The 15,903-nt window shown below is 67.7% G+C and carries 16 protein-coding genes; 11 read left to right on the top strand and 5 right to left on the bottom strand.

Translation table 11 applies throughout. The annotated features are described in order from the left end of the window. Positions 1-91: 91 nt before the first annotated feature. Positions 92-907: a pyruvate, water dikinase regulatory protein gene (locus tag C3Y15_RS14455; protein ID WP_011885129.1), complete on the bottom strand. Its 816-nt coding sequence runs from the start codon at positions 905-907 to the stop codon at positions 92-94. Between the two features lie 376 nt (positions 908-1,283). Here C3Y15_RS14455 and ppsA point away from each other — a divergent pair, with 376 nt between their 5' ends. The 3 genes from ppsA (at position 1,284) to C3Y15_RS14440 (ending at position 5,293) form a co-directional block, all read left to right on the top strand. Further along, on the top strand, positions 1,284-3,683 hold the full coding sequence (gene ppsA, locus C3Y15_RS14450) for a phosphoenolpyruvate synthase (protein WP_011885128.1): 2,400 nt from the start codon (positions 1,284-1,286) through the stop codon (positions 3,681-3,683). Between the two features lie 206 nt (positions 3,684-3,889). Then, positions 3,890-4,324: an NfeD family protein gene (locus C3Y15_RS14445; RefSeq protein ID WP_124259629.1), complete on the top strand. Its 435-nt coding sequence runs from the start codon at positions 3,890-3,892 to the stop codon at positions 4,322-4,324. Positions 4,325-4,357: 33 nt separating this feature from the next. After that, positions 4,358-5,293, top strand: a complete 936-nt coding sequence (locus C3Y15_RS14440; protein WP_011885126.1) for an SPFH domain-containing protein — start codon at positions 4,358-4,360, stop codon at positions 5,291-5,293. A gap of 225 nt (positions 5,294-5,518) precedes the next feature. On the opposite strand, the gene smpB is transcribed toward C3Y15_RS14440, so the two are convergent. After that, on the bottom strand, positions 5,519-5,965 hold the full coding sequence (smpB, locus tag C3Y15_RS14435; RefSeq protein ID WP_006478511.1) for an SsrA-binding protein SmpB: 447 nt from the start codon (positions 5,963-5,965) through the stop codon (positions 5,519-5,521). Positions 5,966-6,063: 98 nt separating this feature from the next. Between smpB and C3Y15_RS14425 the strand changes: the two genes are divergently transcribed. Further along, positions 6,064-6,501 (top strand): type II toxin-antitoxin system RatA family toxin, encoded by a 438-nt coding sequence (locus C3Y15_RS14425; protein WP_011885125.1) that lies wholly within the window; start codon positions 6,064-6,066, stop codon positions 6,499-6,501. A 4-nt stretch (positions 6,502-6,505) separates the two neighbouring features. After that, the gene (locus tag C3Y15_RS14420) at positions 6,506-6,829 is read left to right on the top strand and encodes an RnfH family protein (protein ID WP_011885124.1); all 324 of its coding nucleotides are present in this window, start codon (positions 6,506-6,508) and stop codon (positions 6,827-6,829) included. Positions 6,830-6,914: 85 nt separating this feature from the next. Here the strand turns inward: C3Y15_RS14420 and C3Y15_RS14415 are convergent, their stop codons facing one another. The 3 genes from C3Y15_RS14415 to C3Y15_RS14405 form a co-directional block, all read right to left on the bottom strand. After that, entirely contained in the window at positions 6,915-7,898 is a 984-nt protein-coding gene (locus C3Y15_RS14415; protein WP_045578984.1) for a DMT family transporter, read from the bottom strand. A 126-nt stretch (positions 7,899-8,024) separates the two neighbouring features. Next, positions 8,025-8,711: a hypothetical protein gene (locus C3Y15_RS14410; RefSeq protein WP_011885122.1), complete on the bottom strand. Its 687-nt coding sequence runs from the start codon at positions 8,709-8,711 to the stop codon at positions 8,025-8,027. Between the two features lie 30 nt (positions 8,712-8,741). Next, positions 8,742-9,962, bottom strand: a complete 1,221-nt coding sequence (locus C3Y15_RS14405) for a helix-turn-helix domain-containing protein (RefSeq protein ID WP_124259630.1) — start codon at positions 9,960-9,962, stop codon at positions 8,742-8,744. 112 nt (positions 9,963-10,074) lie between these two features. Here C3Y15_RS14405 and C3Y15_RS14400 point away from each other — a divergent pair, with 112 nt between their 5' ends. The 6 genes from C3Y15_RS14400 (at position 10,075) to guaA (ending at position 15,779) form a co-directional block, all read left to right on the top strand. Continuing rightward, a complete protein-coding gene (locus C3Y15_RS14400; RefSeq protein ID WP_059991486.1) occupies positions 10,075-10,839 on the top strand; it encodes a DUF899 domain-containing protein in 765 nt (254 codons plus the stop codon). A gap of 15 nt (positions 10,840-10,854) precedes the next feature. Further along, positions 10,855-11,682 (top strand): DUF2182 domain-containing protein, encoded by an 828-nt coding sequence (locus C3Y15_RS14395; RefSeq protein ID WP_034195318.1) that lies wholly within the window; start codon positions 10,855-10,857, stop codon positions 11,680-11,682. An 18-nt stretch (positions 11,683-11,700) separates the two neighbouring features. Further along, positions 11,701-11,925 carry a hypothetical protein gene (locus C3Y15_RS14390; protein WP_034195319.1) on the top strand — a complete coding sequence of 75 codons (225 nt, stop codon included), beginning with the start codon at positions 11,701-11,703 and terminating at the stop codon, positions 11,923-11,925. A gap of 51 nt (positions 11,926-11,976) precedes the next feature. Next, a complete protein-coding gene (gene guaB / locus C3Y15_RS14385) occupies positions 11,977-13,437 on the top strand; it encodes an IMP dehydrogenase (protein ID WP_011885118.1) in 1,461 nt (486 codons plus the stop codon). Positions 13,438-13,443: 6 nt separating this feature from the next. Then, positions 13,444-14,052 (top strand): hypothetical protein, encoded by a 609-nt coding sequence (locus C3Y15_RS14380; RefSeq protein ID WP_069264521.1) that lies wholly within the window; start codon positions 13,444-13,446, stop codon positions 14,050-14,052. 107 nt (positions 14,053-14,159) lie between these two features. Then, a complete protein-coding gene (guaA, locus tag C3Y15_RS14375; RefSeq protein WP_011885116.1) occupies positions 14,160-15,779 on the top strand; it encodes a glutamine-hydrolyzing GMP synthase in 1,620 nt (539 codons plus the stop codon). Positions 15,780-15,903: the final 124 nt, after the last annotated feature.

Below are 15,903 nucleotides of genomic sequence, written 5' to 3'. Positions count from 1 at the left end.
GTCGTCGGCGCGCAGTGCCCAGCAAAAAGCCGCGTCGAACGCGGCTTTTTGCTTTCTGGCGGCGGCGTGAGTGCCGCCGATGCAGCGCACGTCAGTACGACTGCCGCTCCAGGCGGATTTCCTGCAGGATCGTCGTCGCGATTTCCTCGATCGACTTGTGCGTCGACGACAGCCACTTGATCCCTTCGCGGCGCATCATCGCCTCCGATTCGTTGATCTCGTAGCGGCAGTTCTCGGGCGCCGCGTACTTGCTGCCCGGACGGCGCTCGTTGCGGATCTCCGACAGACGCTGCGGGTCGATCGAGAGGCCGAACAGCTTTTCGCGATGCTGCGTCAGCGCCGACGGCAGCTTGCCGCGCTCGAAGTCTTCCGGAATCAGCGGATAGTTCGCGGCCTTCACGCCGTACTGCATCGCGAGATACAGGCTCGTCGGCGTCTTGCCGCTGCGCGACACGCCGACCAGGATCACGTCGGCTTCGGACAGGTTGCGGTTCGACTGGCCGTCGTCGTGCGCGAGCGAGAAGTTGATCGCCTCGATCCGCGTCTTGTATTCCTCGGTATCTGCGTTCTGGTGGCCGCGCCCCATCGCGTGGCTCGACTTCAGCTCGAGCTCCTGCTCGAGCGGCTCGACGAAGCGCTGGAACATGTCGAGCACGAGCGCGTTCGAGCGCTTGACGATGTCGTTCGACACGCTGTCGACGAGCGTGGTGAACACGATCGCGCGACGGCCGTCGTGGACGGCCGCTTCGTTGATTTTCTCGACGGTCGAATAGGCCTTTTCGAGCGAGTCGACGAACGGCACGCGCACGAGGCGGAATTTCTGGTCGAACTGGGACAGGATCGAATGCGCGAAGGTTTCGGCAGTGATCCCGGTGCCGTCGGAGACGATGAAAACGGTAGGCAGCATGAATCTGGGCGTCGAGCGTGAAGGGCGGTTGCGCGGGCGGCTGGAGGTTCGCCTCCACACGCGGTGACAAGGTCGCGCCACATCCGGCAGCCGGCACGGTAGAATAGCGGCAACCTGTTGGATAAGCAATTGCGGGGACGGTGCGCACAGGGCGCCCGGCGCTTGCCGCGAGCCATCCAAAATTCCCGGCAAGTTCGGCGATTCATCTGCATACGTCGCCTTTCTGCCGGGTTTTTGCACATCGAGGGTCGGAAGATTTCCACCGCTGCGATTGTTTCTCCAACAGGTTGCGCAAGACGCGTCGCGCCTTTTTGCAAGCGCCCGCGTTCGAGCCCACTTGCGCAATCGAGCATTTTTTTCACACTTAGGGGCTTGTATGACTAACGCAGCAAACGTCGCAAAGGACCAGGCGTATGTAATCCCGTTCGAGCAGTTGCGGATGACCGATGTGGAGATCGTGGGCGGCAAGAACGCGTCGCTCGGCGAGATGATCAGCCAGCTTTCCGAGGCAGGCGTTCGCGTCCCCACCGGTTTTGCCACGACCGCGCTCGCATTCCGCGATTTCCTCAAGCACAACGATCTGACCGATCGCATCGCCAAGCGTCTCGAGTCGCTCGACATCGACGACGTGAAGGCGCTCGCCGAAGCAGGCGCCGAAATCCGTAAATGGATCGTCGACGCACCGCTGCAGGCGCGTCTCGAGCAGGAAATCCGCGCGCAGTTCGAAATCCTGAAGAGCGGCTCGCCGGCCGAACTGTCGTTCGCCGTGCGCTCGTCCGCGACCGCGGAAGACCTGCCCGACGCATCGTTCGCCGGCCAGCAGGAGTCGTATCTGAACGTCGTCGGCATCGACGACGTGCTCGATCGCATGAAGCACGTGTTCGCGTCGCTGTACAACGACCGCGCGATCTCGTATCGCGTGCACAAGGGCTTCACGCACGCCGAGGTCGCACTGTCGGCAGGCGTGCAGCGCATGGTGCGTTCGGACGTCGGCGCGGCCGGCGTGATGTTCACGATCGACACCGAATCGGGCTTCAAGGACGCCGTGTTCATCACGTCGAGCTACGGCCTCGGCGAAACCGTCGTGCAGGGCGCCGTGAACCCGGACGAGTTCTACGTGTTCAAGACGACGCTCGCGCAGGACAAGTACCCGATCATCCGCCGCTCGATCGGCTCGAAGCTGATCAAGATGGAGTTCACGCAACCCGGCGAACCGGGCCGCGTGAAGACGGTCGACGTGTCGCACGAGCAGCGCAACCGTTATTCGATCACCGACGAAGACGTGATCGAGCTCGCGAAGTACGCGGTCATCATCGAGAAGCACTACCAGCGTCCGATGGACATCGAGTGGGGCAAGGACGGTCGCGACGGCAAGATCTTCATCCTGCAGGCACGTCCGGAAACGGTGAAGAGCCAGGCGAGCGGCAAGGCCGAGCAGCGCTTCAAGCTGAAGGGCCAGTCGCAGGTGCTGGCGACGGGTCGCGCGATCGGTCAGAAGATCGGCGCGGGCCCCGTGCGCGTGATTCAGGACCCGTCGGAAATGGAACGCGTGCAACCTGGCGACGTGCTGGTGGCCGACATGACCGACCCGAACTGGGAGCCGGTGATGAAGCGCGCATCGGCGATCGTCACGAACCGCGGCGGGCGCACCTGCCACGCGGCGATCATCGCGCGTGAGTTGGGCGTGCCTGCGGTCGTCGGCTGCGGCGACGCGACCGACGTGCTGAAGGACGGCGCGCTGGTGACGGTGTCGTGCGCGGAAGGCGACGAAGGCAAGATCTACGACGGGCTGCTCGAGACGGAAGTCACGGAAGTGCAGCGCGGCGAGTTGCCGGAGATTCCGGTCAAGATCATGATGAACGTCGGCAACCCGCAACTCGCGTTCGACTTCTCGCAGCTGCCGAACGCCGGCGTCGGTCTCGCGCGCCTCGAGTTCATCATCAACAACAACATCGGTGTGCACCCGAAGGCGATCCTCGAGTACCCGAACATCGATCAGGACCTGAAGAAGGCCGTCGAGAGCGTCGCGCGCGGTCATGCATCGCCGCGCCAGTTCTACGTCGACAAGCTGACCGAAGGCGTCGCGACGATCGCCGCGGCGTTCTACCCGAAGCCCGTGATCGTGCGTCTGTCCGACTTCAAGTCGAACGAGTACAAGAAGCTGATCGGCGGTTCGCGCTACGAGCCGGACGAGGAAAACCCGATGCTGGGCTTCCGCGGCGCATCGCGCTACATCGCCGAAGACTTCGCGCAGGCGTTCGAGATGGAATGCCGTGCACTGAAGCGTGTGCGCGACGAGATGGGCCTGACCAACGTCGAGATCATGGTGCCGTTCGTGCGTACCGTGAAGCAGGCGGAGCGCGTCGTCGGCCTGCTCGAGAAGTTCGGCCTGAAGCGCGGCGAGAACGGCCTGCGCCTCGTGATGATGTGTGAAGTCCCGACCAACGCGATCCTCGCCGAAGAGTTCCTGCAGCACTTCGACGGTTTCTCGATCGGCTCGAACGACCTCACGCAGCTCACGCTCGGCCTCGACCGCGACTCGGGCATGGAACTGCTGGCCGTCGACTTCGACGAACGCGACCCGGCCGTCAAGTTCCTGCTCAAGCGTGCGATCGACACCTGCCGCAAGATGGGCAAGTACGTCGGTATCTGCGGCCAGGGCCCGTCCGATCACCCGGATTTCGCGCAGTGGCTGGCCGACGAAGGCATCGTGTCGATTTCGCTGAACCCCGACACGATCATCGATACGTGGCAGGCGCTGGCCAAGCGGAAGTAACGGCAGCCGGCCGCTGCATCGAAAGGGCGGTCCGCCGCGCTTTCGATGAAGGCAAAATGCAAGCTTCGTGCTATAAACACCCCGGTATCTACCGGGGTGTTTTTTTATCTGCGCCCGCCGGATCGCTCGACGGTGCCGACCGCCACGCGCGGTCCGACAGCGAATATAGTGCGTAGTGGGGCGCAAGCGTTTTTCTGGAGACCACAATGATGTCGGGGCATCTGTTCTGGTGGATCGGGGTCGGCGTGCTGGTCGTGGCCGAACTGCTGACCGGCACCTTCTATCTGCTGATGATCGCGCTCGGCTTTCTCGCCGGCGGCCTGCTGCAGTTCGCCGGCTTCGCGCCGCACGTGCAGCTGGGCGCGGCCGCCGCGGTCGCGATCGTCGCGATGATCGCGCTGCGCCGCTCGGGGCTCGGGCGCAAGCAGAAGCGCGAGACGTCGACCAATCCGGACGTCAATCTCGATATCGGCGCGACCCTCACGGTCGACGCGTGGCATGACGGCCGCGCGCGCGTGCAGTATCGCGGCGCCGACTGGGACGTCGAGCTGGCGAACGGCGAGCGCGACGATGCGCACGTGTACCGCGTCAGCGCCGTGCGTGGCAACTGTCTGGTCGTCGTCGCGAAAGCCGCGGGCTGATCGTCCACCGATAAAACAAGGAGGGAATATTTCATGGATTCGCTGATCGTCTGGGTCGTCCTGCTCGTCATCGCCATCGTGATCGTGTCGAAGACGGTGAAGATCGTGCCGCAGCAGCATGCGTGGGTGCTCGAGCGCTTCGGCCGGTATCACGCGACGCTGTCGCCCGGCCTGAACATCGTGCTGCCGTTCGTCGACCGGATCGCCTACCGCCACGTGCTGAAGGAAATTCCGCTCGACGTGCCGAGCCAGGTCTGCATCACGCGCGACAACACGCAGCTGCAGGTCGACGGCGTGCTGTACTTCCAGGTCACCGACCCGATGAAGGCGTCGTACGGCTCGAGCAACTTCGTGCTCGCGATCACGCAGCTCGCGCAGACGACGCTGCGCTCGGTGGTCGGCAAGCTCGAACTCGACAAGACCTTCGAGGAACGCGACTTCATCAACCACAACATCGTGTCGGCGCTCGACCAGGCCGCGGCGAACTGGGGCGTGAAGGTGCTGCGCTACGAGATCAAGGACCTCACGCCGCCGAAGGAAATCCTGCACGCGATGCAGGCGCAGATCACCGCCGAGCGTGAGAAGCGCGCGCTGATCGCGGCATCCGAGGGCCGCAAGCAGGAGCAGATCAACCTCGCGTCGGGTGCGCGCGAGGCAGCGATCCAGAAGTCAGAAGGCGAGCGGCAGGCGGCGATCAACCAGGCGCAGGGCGAGGCGGCCGCGATTCTCGCGGTGGCCGACGCGAACGCGCAGGCGATCCAGAAGATCGCGAACGCGATCCAGTCGCAGGGCGGCATGGATGCGGTCAATCTGAAGGTGGCCGAGCAGTATGTCGGCGCATTCTCGAATCTGGCGAAGCAGGGCAATACGCTGATCGTGCCGGCCAACCTGTCGGATCTCGGGACCGCGATCGCCTCGGCGCTGACGATCGTCAAGAACGCGACGCCGGCAGCGGGCGGTAGGGGCTGAGCGTAGGCGGGGTTTGCAGCGGCGTCGGCCGCTGCCGGCTTCCAGCTTCCGGCGTGCGGCGTATCGTCGCGCGGCAGCGTGGCCGTGGCTGCGTCGGCGTGCAATTCCATCGGCAACGGCGTGGCAGCGCTGCACGCGCGCCGCGTCGCCCGATCCGCTGTGCCGCCCACAGCAAAACGGCCCGCATCGAGCGGGCCGTTTCGTTGCTGCGGCAGCGCGTGCGTGTCACGTGCCGGCGCGCATGATGCGCGCCTTTTCGCGCTCCCAGTCGCGCTTCTTCTCGGTTTCGCGCTTGTCGTGCAGCTTCTTGCCCTTCGCGAGCGCGATGTCGCATTTCACGCGACCGCCCTTGTAGTGGAAGTTCAGCGGCACGAGCGTGTAGCCGCGCTGCTCGACCTTGCCGATCAATTTCTTGATTTCCTCACGGTGCAGCAGCAGCTTGCGTGTGCGGACCGGATCGGGCTTGATGTGCGTCGAGGCTTCGGGCAGCGGGCTGATGTGGGTGCCGATCAGGAAGATCTCGGCGTTCTTCACCACCACGTAGCCCTCCTTGATCTGGCCGCGCCCGGCGCGCAGCGCCTTGACTTCCCAGCCCTCGAGCACGAGCCCGGCTTCATAGCGTTCCTCGATGTGATAATCGAAGTGCGCTTTCCTGTTGTCGATGATGCTCATGAAAGGATTGGGCCAACTCGTTTAAAATCACGATTTTAGCAAAGCGGGGCGTGAATCGCCCGGCTTGCGTTCCCACTTCAAGCGATGCCGCGCGATTTATGGCAGATGTCCAGAAAACCGTATTGATCCGTCACTCGGCGGAACAGATGTTCGACCTCGTCACCGACGTGGCCGATTACCCCAATTTCCTGCCCTGGTGCGGCGGCGTCGAAGTTCGCCGCCAGGACGACCGCGGGATGGAAGCGCGCATCGACATCAACTTCAAGGGCATCAAGCAGCATTTCGCGACGCGCAACACGCAGCAGCGTCCGAGCCGGATCGACATGGAGTTCGCCGACGGCCCGTTCAAGAAGTTCACGGGCTCGTGGCGGTTCATCCCGCTGCGCGCCGATGCGTGCAAGATCGAATTCGCGCTGCACTACGAGTTCTCGAGCATCCTGCTCGAGAAGATCATCGGCCCGGTGTTCAGCCACATCGCGAACACTTTCGTCGATTCGTTCGTCAAGCGCGCCGACCAGCGCTACGGCAAGGGGTGAGGCGATGCTGTCGATCGAAGTCTGCTACGCGCTGCCGGACCGCCAGACGCTGATTCCCGTTTCATTGCCCGAGGGCGCGACCGTGCGCGCCGCGATCGACGCGAGCGGCGTGCTCGCGCTGCATCCGGAGATCGATCTCGCGCAGGCGAAAACCGGCGTGTTCGGCAAGCTCGCACCGCTCGACGCGCCGCTCGCCGACCACGACCGTGTCGAGATCTACCGGCCGCTGATCGTCGATCCGAAGCTCGCGCGCCAGCGGCGCGTCGACAAGACCCGCCGCGAAGGCTCGATCGAGGGCCGCAAGTGGATGCACAAGGACGCGCGCTGACGCGTCGCGTCGGCGTCGCGTCATCTCTTTTCTTTCCTGTTCATCGGCCGTACCGGCTCGATCGGCGGCCCGTTCAGTGACGTGTTCAGTGAGCCGTGGCGTTCGCGTTCGCCGCGGCGTGCTCGCGCGTGCCGTCGCCTGCATGCGGATCGCCGTGCCGACGCACCGACCCGTAGACGCCCGCGAGCAACAGCGCGAGCGCCGCGATCTCGAGCACGCGCGGCATCCGGTGGTCGTAGACGAACGCATAGAGCATCGCGAACACCGTTTCGAACACGATCAGCTGGCCCGATAGCGTGAGCGGCAGCCGCTTCGACGCCGCGTTCCACAGTCCGTTGCCGAGCCACGACGCGCCGATCGCCAGCGCGAGATTCAGCAGCCAGAACAGCTGCCAGCGCGATGCCGGCAGCGCGGCCTGTATCGTGCCGGCCGGCAGCGCCAGGATCGCGAGCCAGCACAGGCCGCCGATCAGCCCGGTCACGACGCCCCACAGCACCGACCACTCGTTGCCGCCGAAGCGATGGTGGCGCTGCAGGTAGCGCGCGTTCGCGACCGCGTACCAGGTCCAGCTCGCCAGCGCGCCGCTGGCGCAGGCGATGCCGAGGAGCTTCTCGTCGAGCGTGGTCGCATGCGCGGCGGCCGACGTGAACAGATCGACGTTGATGCAGACGATGCCCGCGATCACCAGCGCGAGCGGTGCCGCGAGGCGCCGCAGCGGCACCGCGCCGTGGTCGCTCAGGCCCGCGAGCGTGACGGTCACGGGCAGCACGCCGACGATCAGCGAGCTGGGGCCGATGCCGATCAGATGCACGGCGCCGGACAGCAGCATGTAGTACGCGACGTTGCCGATCAGCGCGAGCTTCGCGAGCGCCACGACGTCTTCGCGGGTCAGCCGCGCGAGCAGCGAGCGGGCGGCCGGCAGCGCGGCCGCCAACGACACGAGACCGTACATCGCGTAGCGGCCGGCGCTCAGCAGCAGCGGCGAGAAGTCGGTCAACAGCCGCGGCACCAGAAACACCATGCCCCACAACGCGCCCGCCAGGACGCCATACACTACACCGCGCTGCATCGACTGCTCCGAACAAAAGACTGACGAGCGCGCATCTTAGCGAGGGTCGAGCGAAGGCGTCTTGTTCATTCCTGCACCGGGGGGTGGACGTGGTGCGCGTGCGGCCGCGGTGCGATCGCAGGCGTATCAGCGTTCGGCTGCTGCGTCGGCGTCGGCGTCGCTGTCGTGCACGGCGTTCCCCGACGCGGGGCGGCGCACCGCGCGCAGCGTGCCGCTGTTGCCGCCGCCGCAGTAGAACGTGTCGCGGCCGTCGGATTCCAGTCCCGACACGCCGACGCCGGCCGGCATGTCGACCTGCTCGAGCACGTGTCCGGTGCCGGGGTCGACGCGTCGCAGCGCGCTTTCGTCCGCTTCCCACGTGCCGTGCCACAGTTCGCCGTCGACCCAGGTCACGCCGGTGACGAAGCGGTTCGATTCGATCGTGCGCAGCACGGCGCCCGACTGCGGATCGATCTGATGAATCTTGCGCTCGCGGTATTGCCCGACCCACAGCGTGCCTTCGGCCCAGGCGAGCCCGGAATCCGCGCCGCCGCCGGGCGCGGGGATCGTCGCGAGTACGCGGCCCGAGTCGGGGTCGATCGTTTCGATGCGGTCCTCGACGATCTGGAACAGGTGGCGGCCGTCGAACGCGGTGCCCGCATGCGCGGCGACGTCCAGCGTGCGCACCGTCGTGCCGGCACCGGGATCGAGTGCATTGAGCTTGTCGCCGGACGCGAACCACACGTGCTGTCCGTCGAACGTGACGCCGTGCACGCCGTCGACGCCGGCAAACGGGCCGTATTCGCGCAGGATGCTTGCGGTGGAACGTTTCATGTCTGTCTCCTCGTCGTGGGTTGGCCCATCCTAGTCGCCCGGCAGCGTCACGGGGAGTAACAATGCGGTCGCGAATCCGGGCGGCGCGGGCGTGAGCCAGCGGCGCGCACGGCCGCGACCGAGCGCCTGCGCCTTGCCGGCGGCCGCCAGCGCTTCGAGCGCACGCTGCACGGTGCGCTGGCTGGCGCCGAGCGCGAGCGCCAACGCGGAGCTCGACCATGCGTCGCCGTCGGCGAGCAGCGCGAGCACGGCCGCGTGGCGATCGTCGACGACGCGCGCGAGCACGACGATGTCAGCGGCACCGAGCGGCTCGAGCGCGAAGCCGTCGGCGGTGGCGGTCAGCTTCGCGAGCGGCCGCAGCATCGCGCGCAGACGGCCGATCTCGACGCGCAGGCGCGCGCGATGCGAGTCGTCCGCGTGTCGCGCGCGAAACGCGGCGGCGACGAGCGCGTTCCTCGACACGTCGCACGGCCACGCTTCGCCGAGCACGCGTGCGAGCGTGAACAGCACCGGGCGGCGCGCGAGCGACACGCTTGCGCGCGCATCGCGCACGGCATGCCGGCACGCGTCGACGACCAGCGCGTCCGACTCGAACAGCGCCTGTACTTCGTCGAGCCGCACGAGCCGCGATGTCCCGCGGGCGATGAGCCGCGCGGCCGGCGTATCGAGCGCGCGCGCGGCCGTCTCGACTTCGGCGCTCAGCGCCGCGATGCCGGCATGTTGCGCGGCCGTGCGTGCACGGGCCAGCGCGGCGCGCGCCGCGTGCGGGCGGATGCGGCGGATCGCGATGCCGGCCGCGATCAGTTCGTGCGCGGCGCGCGACGCCGGCGGCAGCGCGGCGGGCTCGAGCTGCGCGAGTTGCTGCTCGGCGTCGTCGACGCGTCCGATCAGCAGCAGCCGGCGCACGCCGAGATAACGCGCATGGGCCGCGTTCGGGCGATCGCCGTGCGCGTCGAGCGTCGCGCATGCGGCGTCGAGTGCGCGCGACGGCCAGCGCAGATCGCGCGACGCCAGCGCGATCTCGGCTTGCGCGACCACGCAGCGCGCGCGTGCGACGGCTTCGTGCGGGCCGAACGCGCGCGCCGCCGCGCGCATGAGCGCGCGGGCGCGCTCGAAGTCGCCGAGCTGAGCCAGCGCGATGCCGCGCAACGCGAGCGCGGGCGCGTCGCCGCGCAGTGCGACGCGGTTCAGCGCGCCGAGCGGGTCGCCGACCGCGAGCGCGCGGGCGGCGGCGGTGATCAGCGAATCCATGCGAATCCCGACACAGTTGTCACTCCCTCGCGTCCGATCCCGGGCCCTAATCTAGCACCACGCACACGGCGAAGCCGCCGTGTCCGAATCCCGACGAAAGGAGAAACCCGCAATGACGACCCATCTCACCGGAACGCGCGACGAATGGTTGACGGCGCGACGCGCGCTGCTCGACGCGGAAAAGACGCTCACGCGCCACAGCGACGCGCTCGCACGGCGTCGCGAGGCGCTGCCGTGGGTGCGCGTGGACCAGACCTACCGGTTCGACACCGAGCACGGCGCGGCGACGCTCGACGATCTGTTCGACGGCCGTTCGCAGCTGCTCGTCTATCACTTCATGTTCGGCCCCGACTACAAGGCCGGCTGCCCGTCGTGCTCGGCGCTCGCCGACGGCTTCGACGGTTTCGCCGTCCATCTCGCGAACCACGACGTGACGCTCGCGGCGGTGTCGCGCGCGCCGCTCGCGAAGCTGCTGGCGTACCGGCAGCGCATGGGCTGGCGGTTTCCGTGGGCGTCGTCGGAAGGCGGCGCGTTCAATTTCGACTTCAACGTGTCGTTCACCGAAGCGCAGCAGCGCACCGGCGACGTCGAATACAACTATGCGCGCGCCGCTCACGCGATGGACGTGGATCCGCCGCCGGCCGCGGTCGCGCAGTTCGCCGCGACCTGCGGCACCGATGCCGCGACGTATGCGCGCGACCGCCCGGGGATGAGCGCGTTCGTGCGCGAGGACGGCGTCGTCTATCACACGTATTCGACCTATGCGCGCGGGCTCGATGCGCTGTGGGGCATGTACGCGTGGCTCGACCGCGCGCCGCTCGGCCGCAACGAGACGGGCGTGTGGTGGCGCCGTCACGACGAATACGCGCGCGATTGAGCGCGGAGGCGGGCGATGCGTCGCGCGACTCGATCGGGTCGGCACTCCGTTGCCCCGCGCAGCGCGGACCGCGCGTTCTGCGCGGCGCTCGCGGCCGCATTCGCCGCGGCGCTGTGGGCGACGCTGGCGCTGCATGCGTCGATGGACGCGATGGGCGGCACGCCGATGGCCGGCGGCTGGACGCTGTCGGCCGCGTGGGGCGGATCGTGCGGATGGCGGCCGGGCAGGGCGTTCGGCGAGTTCGTCGGCATGTGGGCGGCGATGACGGCGACGATGATGCTGCCGGTGCTGGCGCCCGAGCTGTGGCGGTATCGCCGCCGGATGGGCGCGTCGGGCGATGCGCGCGCGGGATGGCGCGTCGTGGTGGCGGGTGCCGGGTATCTCGGCGTATGGCTCGTGCTTGGCGCGATGGTGTTTCCCGTGGGTGCCGGGCTGGCGGCCGCGGCCGCGCGGCCGCCCGCGCTCGCCGCCGCGATGCCGGTGGCGGCCGGTGCGGTCGTGTTCGCTGCCGGCGTGCTGCAGTTTTCCGGCTGGAAGCGGCGCCGGCTTGCCTGCTGCCGGCACATGGCCGCGGCGGACGACGACGGCCCGCGAGCCGGCGTGGGCGCTGCATGGCTGTACGGCCTGCGGGCCGGCGTGCGCTGTGCCGCGTGCTGCGGCAATCTGATGGGCGCGGCCGTCGCAGCCGGCATGATGGATCTGCGCGTGATGACGATCGTGACGGCCGCGATCGCCGCCGAACGGCTCGCGCCTGGCGGCGCGTGCGTGGCGCGCGTCGTCGGCGGCGTGGCGCTCGGCGCGGGTGCGGTGATGGTCGTGCGTGCGGTGGCTGCGCTGGCGTAGCCGCGCGTCGGGCGCTGGGTGCCGCCGCTGCATATCGAAGCCGACTGGCGGCTCGCTGCAAGCAGTGCGGCGCCGCCGCGCCACTTCGTCGCGCGCGGGCCGATTCCGGCCGCTTCGCCCTGCCTGCGCGAATGCTGCGAGCGCCGGGTGAAACGAAAGGCGATCGAAAACGAACCGAACGGCGATCCGAACGATTCGGCCCCCGAACGCTCCCGAACGGCTAACCCGTTGTTCGTGTTGTGAAAATCCGCGGCGCTTCGCGTATAATTCGCTTTTGCGCCCATAGGATTTGCCATGCGTCTGATCCAAAAAGCACTCACTTTCGATGACGTGCTCCTCGTTCCCGCCTTCTCCGACGTTCTCCCGCGCGACACCAGCCTGAAAACCAAGCTGACCCGCAACATCTCCCTGAACATGCCGCTCGTGTCCGCCGCGATGGACACGGTCACCGAAGGTCGCCTCGCGATCGCGATGGCGCAGCAGGGTGGCGTGGGGATCGTCCACAAGAACCTGACGCCGGCCGAGCAGGCCCGCGAGGTCGCGAAGGTCAAGCGTTTCGAATCGGGTGTCGTCCGCGACCCGATCACCGTTCCGCCGCAGATGAAGGTGCGCGACGTGATCGCGTTGTCGCGCCAGCATGGCATCTCGGGTTTCCCGGTCGTCGAAGGCCCGCAGCTCGTGGGCATCGTCACGAACCGTGACCTGCGTTTCGAATCGCGCCTGGACGAGCCGGTCAAGTCGATCATGACGCCGCGCGAGCGTCTCGTCACGGTCAAGGAAGGCACGCCGCTCGCCGAAGCGAAGGCGCTGATGCACAGCCACCGCCTCGAGCGCGTGCTGGTCGTCAACGACGCGTTCGAACTGCGCGGCCTGATGACCGTCAAGGACATCACGAAGCAGACCGAGCATCCGGACGCGTGCAAGGACGAGCACGGCAAGCTGCGCGCAGGCGCGGCGGTCGGCGTCGGCCCCGACAACGAAGAGCGCGTCGAGCTGCTGGTGCAGGCGGGCGTCGACGTGATCGTCGTCGATACCGCGCACGGTCACAGCAAGGGCGTGCTCGAGCGCGTGCGCTGGGTCAAGCAGAATTTCCCGCACGTCGAGGTGATCGGCGGCAACATCGCGACCGCGGCTGCCGCGAAGGCACTCGTCGAATACGGTGCGGATGCCGTCAAGGTCGGTATCGGCCCGGGCTCGATCTGCACGACGCGGATCGTCGCGGGTGTCGGCGTGCCGCAGATCAGCGCGATCGCGAACGTCGCCGAAGCGCTGAAGGGCACCGGCGTGCCGTGCATCGCCGACGGCGGCGTGCGGTTCTCGGGCGACGTGTCGAAGGCCCTCGCGGCCGGCGCGAATGCGGTGATGATGGGCAGCATGTTCGCCGGCACCGAAGAGTCGCCGGGCGACGTGTTCCTGTACCAGGGCCGCCAGTACAAGTCGTACCGCGGCATGGGTTCGGTCGGCGCGATGAAGGACGGCGCGGCGGACCGCTACTTCCAGGACAACTCGGCGAACATCGACAAGCTCGTGCCGGAAGGCATCGAAGGCCGCGTCGCGTACAAGGGCTCGGTCAACGCGATCCTGTTCCAGCTGGTCGGCGGCGTGCGCGCGAGCATGGGCTACTGCGGCTGCCGCACGATCGACGAGCTGCACGAGAAGGCGGAATTCGTCCAGATCACCGCGGCGGGCATGCGCGAGTCGCACGTGCACGACGTGCAGATCACGAAGGAAGCGCCGAACTATCACGTGGATTGAGCGCCGATGAAACCGCTGCTGCGAGCCGTGCTGATCGTCGACGCCGTGCTGCTGCTCGCGTTCGGCACGTTGTTCGTGCTGACGCCGTGGCAGGCGCTGTTCAATGCGCTGCAGCTCGCGAACGTCCAGCCGGCGATGCTCGGCCAGGCGTTCGGCATCGCGCTGCTCGGGCTCGCGTGGCTCGCGTTTCATGCGGCGGTCAACGGTGAACTCACGGCGCCCGTCGCGCGGGCGGTCGGCCATGTGAACTGGCTGATCGGCGTGCTTGCGGTCGTGTGGTCGCTCGGCACCGGCAACGGCCCGGCGATCGCGGCGGCCGGCCGCGTGCTGTCGGTCGCGGCCGGGGTCGCGCTGATCGTGCTCGGCCTCGGCGGCGTGCGGCTCGCCGCGGCCGTGCGGCGGCGCGACAAGGCGCTGGCGCTCGAGGCCCGCGGCGCGCAGCGTCCGGCCGAGCCGGCACCGGTCGTCGTGCCGCAGCCGCGGGTCGAGCCGAGCGTCGCGAGTCCGGCAGCACCGGCAGCGCCTGTCGCACCGGCGGCAGCAGCCGATGCCGCGGCAGCGGCCCGTTCGTCCGGCAGCGTCGCGTTCGACGCCCGCCCGCCGGCCGAGGATTGACCGGCGATGCGTCGCGCGAGCCGCCGCCCGCCCGACGCCTCCGTCCATGCTATTGACGCAGCGCTTCGTGCGCTGCTTTTCTTATCATCTTCATCCCGTCCGCAGCCATGCACGACAAAATCCTGATTCTCGACTTCGGTTCGCAAGTCACCCAACTGATCGCGCGCCGCGTGCGCGAAGCGCACGTCTACTGCGAGATCCATCCGAACGACGTGTCCGACGCGTTCGTTCGCGAGTTCGCGCCGAAGGCGGTGATCCTGTCGGGCAGCCACGCCAGCACCTACGAAGACCACCAGCTGCGCGCGCCGCAGGCCGTGTGGGACCTCGGCGTGCCGGTGCTCGGCATCTGCTACGGCATGCAGACGATGGCCGTGCAGCTCGGCGGCAAGGTCGAGTGGAGCGACCATCGCGAATTCGGCTATGCGGAAATGCGCGCGCATGGTCATACGCGCCTGCTCGACGGCATCGACGATTTCAAGACGGCCGAAGGCCACGGGATGCTGAAGGTCTGGATGAGCCACGGCGACAAGGTGGCCGAGCTGCCGCCGGGCTTCACGCTGATGGCGTCGACGCCGAGCTGCCCGATCGCCGGCATGGCCGACGAGGCGCGCGGCTACTACGCGGTGCAGTTCCATCCGGAAGTCACGCACACGGTGAAGGGCCGCCAGATCATCGAGCGCTTCGTGCTGCAGATCGCCGGCGCGAAGCCCGACTGGATCATGAAGAACCACATCGAGGAAGCGGTCGCGAAGATCCGCGAGCAGGTCGGTGACGAGGAAGTGATTCTCGGCCTGTCGGGCGGCGTCGATTCGAGCGTCGCGGCGGCGCTGATCCATCGCGCGATCGGCGACCAGCTGACCTGCGTGTTCGTCGATCACGGCTTGCTGCGCCTGAACGAAGGCAAGATGGTGCTCGACATGTTCGAGGGCCGCCTGCACGCGAAGGTCGTGCACGTCGACGCATCGGAGCAGTTCCTCGGCCATCTGGCCGGTGTGACCGATCCGGAGCAGAAGCGCAAGATCATCGGTCGCGAGTTCGTCGAGGTGTTCCAGGCTGAGGCGCAGAAGCTGTCGAAGGCGAAGTGGCTTGCGCAGGGCACGATCTATCCGGACGTGGTCGAATCGGGCGGCACGAAGACGAAGAAGGCGACGACGATCAAGAGCCACCACAACGTCGGCGGGCTGCCGGAAACGCTCGGCCTGAAGCTGCTCGAGCCGCTGCGCGACCTGTTCAAGGACGAAGTGCGCGAGCTGGGCGTCGCGCTCGGCCTGCCGCCGGAGATGGTGTACCGCCATCCGTTCCCGGGCCCGGGCCTCGGCGTGCGGATTCTCGGCGAAGTGAAGCGCGAATATGCGGAGCTGCTGCGTCGCGCGGATGCGATCTTCATCGAGGAGTTGCGCGGCACGACGGCCACCGCGCAGGACGCGGCAGCCGGTCTGTGCGGCGAAGCCGACGTCGGCAAGAGCTGGTACGACCTGACGAGCCAGGCGTTCGCGGTGTTCCTGCCGGTGAAGTCGGTCGGCGTGATGGGCGACGGCCGCACGTACGACTACGTGACGTCGTTGCGCGCGGTGCAGACGACCGACTTCATGACCGCACACTGGGCGCATCTGCCGTACGCGCTGCTCGGCCGTGCGTCGAACCGGATCATCAACGAGGTGCGCGGGATCAACCGGGTGGTGTACGACATCTCGGGGAAGCCGCCGGCGACGATTGAGTGGGAGTGATGCGGCGCCGGGGTGCGCCCCGGTAGCGGATCGCGGCATCGGAGGATGCGAGCGCCCGGCAGGGAAGCCTGCCGGGCTTTTTTTCGTGCCGGGCGCCGCGTACCACGACATACCCACTCCGAAC

The sequence above is a fragment of the Burkholderia sp. B10 genome (genome assembly GCF_004368385.1).
In the GTDB taxonomy this organism is placed as follows: Bacteria; Pseudomonadota; Gammaproteobacteria; order Burkholderiales; family Burkholderiaceae; genus Burkholderia; species Burkholderia vietnamiensis.
The sequence above is the reverse complement of the archived record's forward strand: the minus strand, read 5'-3'. Positions and strand labels throughout refer to the sequence as shown.